Raw genomic sequence first — 6,487 nt, forward strand, 5'->3', positions numbered from 1 at the left:
CTACCAGCGCTCCGCGGCCGCCGGGCAGCCGGGCAACGACATCGTCGCCTTCCACCGCGAGCCACACTTCGAGCACATCGATCAGCTCGCCGTGGGCGACGTCGTCGAGGTCCAGGACCGTGCCTGCCGCACCTGGCACTACCGGATCACGCAGAGGTCGGTGCTGGCGCCCGACGCGGTCACCCAGCTCGGGTCCACAGCCGACGCCGAGCTCACCCTGGTCACCTGCACGCCCTGGTTCCAGGACGACAAGCGCATCGTCTGGCGGGGCGTTCTCACCGACACCACGCCGCCGGCCTCCCCCGCCGTGCCGGGACCGGCATCGGCTCCCCCCCAGCCCGTCGTGGTGCCGTTCACGCCGGCGCCGGTGCCGGCGCCGGCACCGACACCCGCACCCACGCCCAGACCCGTACCGACGCCGACCCCCACTCCCACGGCGGCGCCGGCTCCCCCATCGACGCCCGCTCCCACGCCGGCCCCCACTCCCTCACCCTCGCCGGCTCCGACGCCAACGCCGACGCCGACCGCCGGTCCGACGCCCTCTCCCACCCCGACGGGCACTCCCTCGCCGACCCTGGTTCCCTCTCCCACGCCGCCGGCCCCGACCCCATAGCCGAGCCCGCCCACGGCGCCGTCCGCGCGCCGGTCAGGCCCGGGCGATGGCGAGGGTGTTGCTGAGGACGACGGCGAGGCCGAAGAGCACGAAGACCCGGAACGCGACGCGGCGGCGGCGGCCGTGCAGCCCGGCCAGCGCACCCAGGGTGACGAGCATGACGACGCCCGCCTTCAGCGCCAGCGCGAGGAGGAGGTCGCCGGCCATCAACGAGGCGAAGAGCGGGTTGCCCTCGGCAAGGCCGCCGTGCGCCAACGCCTCGGTGGTGGTGAGCATGTCCAGCGCCTCGGCGGCGAGGAACATCGCGGCGAGCAGCCGGCAGCGGCGGTCGGCGAGCCCCTCGAGCAGGTTCGCCAGGGGGCTCATCGCCGGTGCCGGCCCTCCGTCGCCGCTCATGGGGTCGCCTCGGCGAGCCCTCCGGCCCGGGTGGGGACCGGGGCTGCGACCGGGACGCCGAGCAGCTCCGCCTCCCAGACGCCGTTCCTCCGCTGCATCTCCAGCCAGGAGCCGGCGACCACCGACGTGACCAGCGCGAGCATCACCAGCGATGCGAAGAAGCCCTGGTTGATGATGCCCGCGTCGTACGCGACCGAGGCCAGCACGATCGCCGGCCCACCCCTGGCGTTGAGCGCCACGGACAGGTTGCGGGCCTGACGAGGAGGCTCGCCGGCGATGCGAGCGCCCGCATACACGCTGACCGACTTGGCCACGCACGCATACCCGAGGAAGACCAGGAAGAACCCGAGGTCGAAGTGGTCGAGGAGGTTGAGGCGCAGCCCCACCACCGCGAAGTAGAGGGGGATGAAGAAGGCGAAGGAGAAGCTGCGGATGGTCTCCTGAGCTCTGACGGAGGCGTGGTCGTCACCCAGCTCGCCGGAGAGGATGCCCGCCACGAACGCGCCGAAGTACGCCGCCACGCCGACGAACAGCGCCAGCGCGGTCATGCTCATCAGGAACATCACCTGGAAGGCGAGCGGGCTGCTCTGCTGGATCAGGTTCCCACCTCGTCCGGCGAGCCGCTGCAGGAAGGCGCGGCCGAGCAGCAGCGGAAGGCAGAAGAACAGTGCCGAGACGACCACGTAGTAGAGGTCGCCGAGCCCGCTGTTCGGGCGCAGCGCGAGGATGCTCGGCAGGCTGAAGGGCTCCGCGTGCGCGGGATGCACCATCCCGAGGGCGATGCTGAGCACGCAGTAGAGGACGACGTCCTCCAGGACCGCCACCGACAGCACGATGCGCGCAAAGGCGGTGTGGATGATGCCGAGGTCGGTCATGATCTTCGAGATCACGGGGATGCTGGTGACCGCGACCGCGCACGCGAAGACCAGCACGAGCGCGGTGCGATCGTGCGCCGCACCGATCAGGTGGCCGGGGTCGTAGACGGCGAGGAATGCCAGTCCCGCGGCGAAGGGCACCAGGTTCCCGACCACCGCCACCCAGGTGATCGCCCGCCGCTCCCTGGAGCGCACCCGGGCTCGAAGCGCCGCGCCCGAGCAGAACATCAGCAGGAAGAGGCCGAGCTGGTACACGGCGCCGAGGAAGACACCCACCGCCGTACCCTGATGGAAGATGGCGCCCTGCCAGCCCGGGAGCAGGTGTCCGAACAGGGTGGGTCCGAGGATCAGGCCCCCGATGATCTCGCCCGCCACCCGAGGCTGGCGCAGCCGCGCGCACAGCTGGCCGCACAGGTGCGCCCCGGCCAGCAGCAGGATCAGCGCCAGCAGCAGACGCGTGGTGTCGGCGTTGCTGAGGCTCACGACACCGCTCGCACGGCGTCGAGAAGCACCTCGGAGAGCTCCGGACGGCAGACCAGCAGGTCGGGGAGGCTGGGGTCGGGCCGGTTGTACCGCAGCGGGGTCCCGTCCACGCGCGAGGCGTGGAACCCCGCGGCGAGGGCCACGCCGACGGGCGCGGCGGAGTCCCATTCGTACTGCCCGCCGGCATGCAGGTAGGCGTCGGCCTCGCCGAGGACCACGGCCGCGATCTTGGCGCCCGCGGAACCCATGGGGACGAGCCGTGCACCGAGGTGCTCCGCCACCCTGGTGGCGACATCGGGCGGCCGGGTCCGGCTGACCAGGATGCGAACCGGCGTCCCCGCCTCGGCGGCACGGCGGGACGGTGGCTGCGAGGTGGACAGCACCAGGCCACGACCGGGGAGGGCCACCGCGGCCGCGGCGATCTCGCCCTCCTCCCAGAGCGCCACGTGGACCGCCCAGTCCACCCGCCCCGGCTCACCGAACTCGCGCGTCCCGTCGAGCGGGTCGATGATCCAGACCCGTCGCGCGGTCAGCCGGCCCGGGTCGTCGACGCCCTCCTCGGAGAGGACGGCGTCGTCGGGGTGGCGCCGTCCGATCTCTGCGGCGAGCAGCACCTGGGAGCAGCGGTCGCCGAGCGCGCCCAGGTCCCTGCCGGTGGTGATGTGCCGGATCGCGGTCAGCAGGCTGCCCGCATCCCGGGCGAGCCGCTCGGCGTCGTCGTGGTCCTGCGATCGCGTGGTGCGGCCGGGAAGGAGGGTCACCGTCATCTCAGCGCGAGCGCGGGACCACGCTCGCCGGGAAGCTCCCGAGCCTGGACGTCGGTGCGATATCCATACGCGCGCAGGGTGGAGCCGATGCTCCGCTCCAGTGCGGCCACGGCATCGGGACCGAGATCGTGACGGAAGGCGTCCAACCGGCCGGAGCCCCCGCGGAAGCGCGAGAACTGGACCTCGAAGTCGTCGTCCCAGCCCAGTCCCGCGAAGTCGAGCATCCTGGCCATGTGGTGGCGGGGACGGGCGATCAGCTCCTCGTAGCGGACCTCGAGCCAGGAGTCGGCGGGCACGGTCGCCTGGGCCACCTCGAAGGCCTCGAGGAGCATCTTCCAGCCCAGACCGGCGAGCACCGCGAAGGAGCGTCCCGAGGCGCTCCACGCAGCCTCGTACTCCGGGGGCAGCTGTCCCAGGTGCCAGGCATCGGGCCCCCCATAGCCGCGCCACCATCCCATCTGCAGCCACGAGCTGGCCACCGCGCGCCCATCACGGACGACGTGGACGAAACGCGCCTCGGGGAAGGCGGCGCGGAGGAAACCGACCCGCGGCCAGCCGGTGACGTGGTGCACGAAGACCGGCCGCCGCTGCGCCGCCATCCGGCGCTCGAAGAACGACTGCAGGCGCTCGCGCACCCAGGGAACGCAGTCCTCGGCGACGAGGTCGCGGCACGGCGTCGAGATCAGGGACGCCACCTGGCGGTCGAGCACGCCCCAGCCCTCCGACGGGCTGACCCGCAGCCGGCCACGCTCGACCAGCTTCCGGCGGTCCTTGAAGGGGCGCAGCCGCGGGTCCCGGAAACCCTGCTGGCGGTGCAGGGTGTTGTTCCAACGGCCGAGGAGGTCGAGATGGCTGAGCTTGTCGTCGACGTTGGACACGAAGCCGACCCCCCGGTGCCGTGCCAGGGTCTCGACGGCCAGTGTCGATCCGCAGCGGCCGGTGCCGACGACGAAGACGAGCATCACGCGCCCCCCATGGTGGCCGGAACTCTCGGACTGCCGATCAGGTCGCCCCGGTTCCGGCCCGCGGGGCCGACCAGCCGGGGCCCGTCCTCGTCGATCTCGATGACGGTGACCGAGCCACGCTCGATGGGAACCCGCCACCGCTCTCCCTCCAGCCTCTCGATCGCGGTGAGGACCAGCCGGATCATCACCGCGTGGCTGATCGCGGCCACGTTCTCGTCGCGATGCCGTTCCCCGATCAGCCTCAGCGCCGCGAGCATGCGCTCCTGTGCCGCGGTGAGACGCTCACCGTCGGGGCAGACGGCGTGCTGCGGAGAGGTGCGATACAGGCCGAAGGCGACTTCGTCCCGCGCCGCGGCCTCGGCGGCGGTCAGGCCCTCCCAGGTCCCGTAGTCGAGGTTGACGAGGCCGTGGAGGATGCGCAGGTCGGGCACCCCCGCCTCGTCGGCGACGACCTGGGCGGTGGCGATGGTGCGGCGGAGCGGGCCGGTGTAGACCGCGGTCAGGCCGACACCCGAGAGCCGCCGTGCCGCGTCGACGGCGTCCTGGTATCCCTGGGCGTCGAGGGGCACGTCGCGGCGTCCGCGGTAGCGGTTCTCGACGTTCATCCTGGTGGTGCCGTGCCGGACCAGGTGGATCCTGCAGGCGGCGAGCGGCGTGATGGCGAGCCTCTGCGGTTCGGAGGGTGTCGCGGAGGGGACGGCGAAGCGCATGGAGACTCCTCGGGGTGATGGTGAATCAGTGGGCGCCGTGGCGCGACAGCAGCGCGGGAAGGGTGCGCGCCAGGATGGAGAGGTCCATCCGCAGCGACCAGTTGGCGACGTAGAAGAGGTCGTACCGGACGTAGTCGTCGAAGGCCAGCTCGTGACGGCCGTTGACCTGCCAGAGCCCGGTGACCCCGGGCCGGACGAGCAGCCGGGCGTGCAGCCGGGCGTCGTAGTGCTCGGTCTCGCTGGGAAGCGCCGGCCGGGGGCCGACCAGGCTCATGTCACCGCGGAGCACGTTGAGCAGCTGCGGAAGCTCGTCGAGCCCGAGGCTGCGCAGCGTGCGCCCCAGGGGGTGGACGCGCGGGTCGTCGCGCAGCTTGAAGAGGATGCCGTCGGCCTGGTTGGCGGAGCCCACCTCGGCGAGCAGCGCCTCGGCGCCGACCACCATCGAGCGGAACTTGTACATGCGGAAGGGGCGGCCCTCCCGGCCGACGCGCTCCTGCACGAACATCACCGGGCCCGGGCTGGTGCGCCTGATGGCCAGCGCGATGGCGCCCATGAGCGGTGCCGCCGCCACCATCAGGAGCGCACTGCCGCAGATGTCGAGGGCGCGCTTGACCGCGGCGTTGCGCCGTCCCAGCCGGTGGCGCCGCAGGGCGAGCAGGGTCAGCCCGTCGATGCGCGCGAGCGCGACCCGCGAGGCGTCCATGTCGGACAGCCCCGGAGAGAGGATGACGTCCACGTCCAGCGGCTGCAGCGCCCGCTGCACCGCGATCAGGTTCTCGGCGGTGACGGTGGCGGCAACGATCACCGCGCCGGCATCGTTCTCACGCACCGCGTCGGCGATGAGGTCGAGCGAGCTCCACACCGGATGGCCGTCGATGGTGCCGCCGAAGCCGCCGCCGGGGACGTCGACGAAGCCGGCCACCGCGTACCCGCGCCAGGGCTGCCGGGTCAGGGTGCGCACCAGCGCGCGCGACTCCGCGTCCACCCCGACGACGAGGACGCGCCGGCCGGTGACGCCGGCGGCGTTCAGGCGGCGGATCACCTTGCTGGCGCCGATCCGCCACAGCGCCAGGGTGGGCACGCAGGTGCACCAGACCACCGCCACCCAACCCGCGGTCACGTCGATGTCCATCACCAGGACGACGACCACGACCGCCGCCAGCGAGAACGAGACCGCCTCGACGAGCCTGCGCAGCTCGAGGTGGATGCGCCGGCTGCGCCAGTAGAGGCCGCAGCAGGCGAGGACGCCGATCCAGATCGGCAGGGTGACGTAGACGTCCCGCGCCGAACCGGCGTGCAGGCTCAGGTGACGGAGCACCGAGCGCTCCACCCGTGGGGTGAGCGCGAGGGCGTAGACGGCGCCGACGGTGAGCAGGTCGCCGAGCACCAGGATCGCGCCGAGCAGGGCGTCGCGCCGCGCCGCCACCGAACGCGGCGGTACCGCGTGGCGGGCCCGGGTGCGCAGCGGCGCCGCGGGGACGCTGATCTCGATGAGCCCGCGCGCCTCGCGCTGGGAGCTCGGCCGGGTGTCGACGTCGGTGTTCACTGCACCGCCTCGGGCACCGCGGTGGGCTCCGGGCGTCCCACGATCTCCAGGTCTGCCCGTGCGCCGGTGAGCGTCAGCTCGGGCACCGGCGCGAGCACCGGGGCGCGGCGCTCGAGCAGCTCCGCGTAGACC

The 6,487-nt window shown here is 72.8% G+C and carries 7 protein-coding genes; 1 reads left to right on the top strand and 6 read right to left on the bottom strand.

Annotated features, from left to right (window positions below; all coding sequences use genetic code 11):
* Positions 1–613 (top strand): sortase (locus VGL20_03325; GenBank protein HEY2702701.1); only part of this gene is annotated, 613 nt, incomplete at its 5' end.
* Positions 614–646: 33 nt separating this feature from the next.
* Here VGL20_03325 and VGL20_03330 read toward each other — a convergent pair.
* Genes VGL20_03330 through VGL20_03355 form a run of 6 tightly spaced genes read right to left on the bottom strand, consistent with a single transcriptional unit; the run spans position 647 to position 6,355 of the window.
* Positions 647–1,009 (bottom strand): DUF5658 family protein, encoded by a 363-nt coding sequence (locus tag VGL20_03330; protein HEY2702702.1) that lies wholly within the window; start codon positions 1,007–1,009, stop codon positions 647–649.
* On the bottom strand, positions 1,006–2,367 hold the full coding sequence (locus VGL20_03335) for a cation:proton antiporter (protein ID HEY2702703.1): 1,362 nt from the start codon (positions 2,365–2,367) through the stop codon (positions 1,006–1,008). Before VGL20_03335 ends, VGL20_03330 begins: the two co-directional genes overlap by 4 nt.
* On the bottom strand, positions 2,364–3,134 hold the full coding sequence (locus VGL20_03340; GenBank protein HEY2702704.1) for a 3'(2'),5'-bisphosphate nucleotidase CysQ: 771 nt from the start codon (positions 3,132–3,134) through the stop codon (positions 2,364–2,366). Before VGL20_03340 ends, VGL20_03335 begins: the two co-directional genes overlap by 4 nt.
* Positions 3,131–4,096, bottom strand: a complete 966-nt coding sequence (locus VGL20_03345) for a sulfotransferase (protein HEY2702705.1) — start codon at positions 4,094–4,096, stop codon at positions 3,131–3,133. The genes VGL20_03340 and VGL20_03345 overlap by 4 nt, the downstream gene beginning before the upstream one ends.
* Positions 4,096–4,809 (bottom strand): histidine phosphatase family protein, encoded by a 714-nt coding sequence (locus VGL20_03350; GenBank protein ID HEY2702706.1) that lies wholly within the window; start codon positions 4,807–4,809, stop codon positions 4,096–4,098. Before VGL20_03350 ends, VGL20_03345 begins: the two co-directional genes overlap by 1 nt.
* 25 nt (positions 4,810–4,834) lie before the next feature.
* Positions 4,835–6,355 (bottom strand): sugar transferase, encoded by a 1,521-nt coding sequence (locus VGL20_03355; protein ID HEY2702707.1) that lies wholly within the window; start codon positions 6,353–6,355, stop codon positions 4,835–4,837.
* Between the last annotated feature and the right edge of the window lie 132 nt (positions 6,356–6,487).

This window comes from Candidatus Dormiibacterota bacterium, assembly GCA_036495095.1.
Classification (GTDB): domain Bacteria; phylum Chloroflexota; class Dormibacteria; order Aeolococcales; family Aeolococcaceae; genus CF-96.

Coding starts and splice junctions, on each gene's coding strand:
- VGL20_03345 (HEY2702705.1), bottom strand. CDS start 4,096: ATGCTCGTCTTCGTCGTCGGCACCGGCCGCTGCGGATCGACACTGGCC.
- VGL20_03330 (HEY2702702.1), bottom strand. CDS start 1,009: ATGAGCGGCGACGGAGGGCCGGCACCGGCGATGAGCCCCCTGGCGAAC.
- VGL20_03340 (HEY2702704.1), bottom strand. CDS start 3,134: ATGACGGTGACCCTCCTTCCCGGCCGCACCACGCGATCGCAGGACCAC.
- VGL20_03350 (HEY2702706.1), bottom strand. CDS start 4,809: ATGCGCTTCGCCGTCCCCTCCGCGACACCCTCCGAACCGCAGAGGCTC.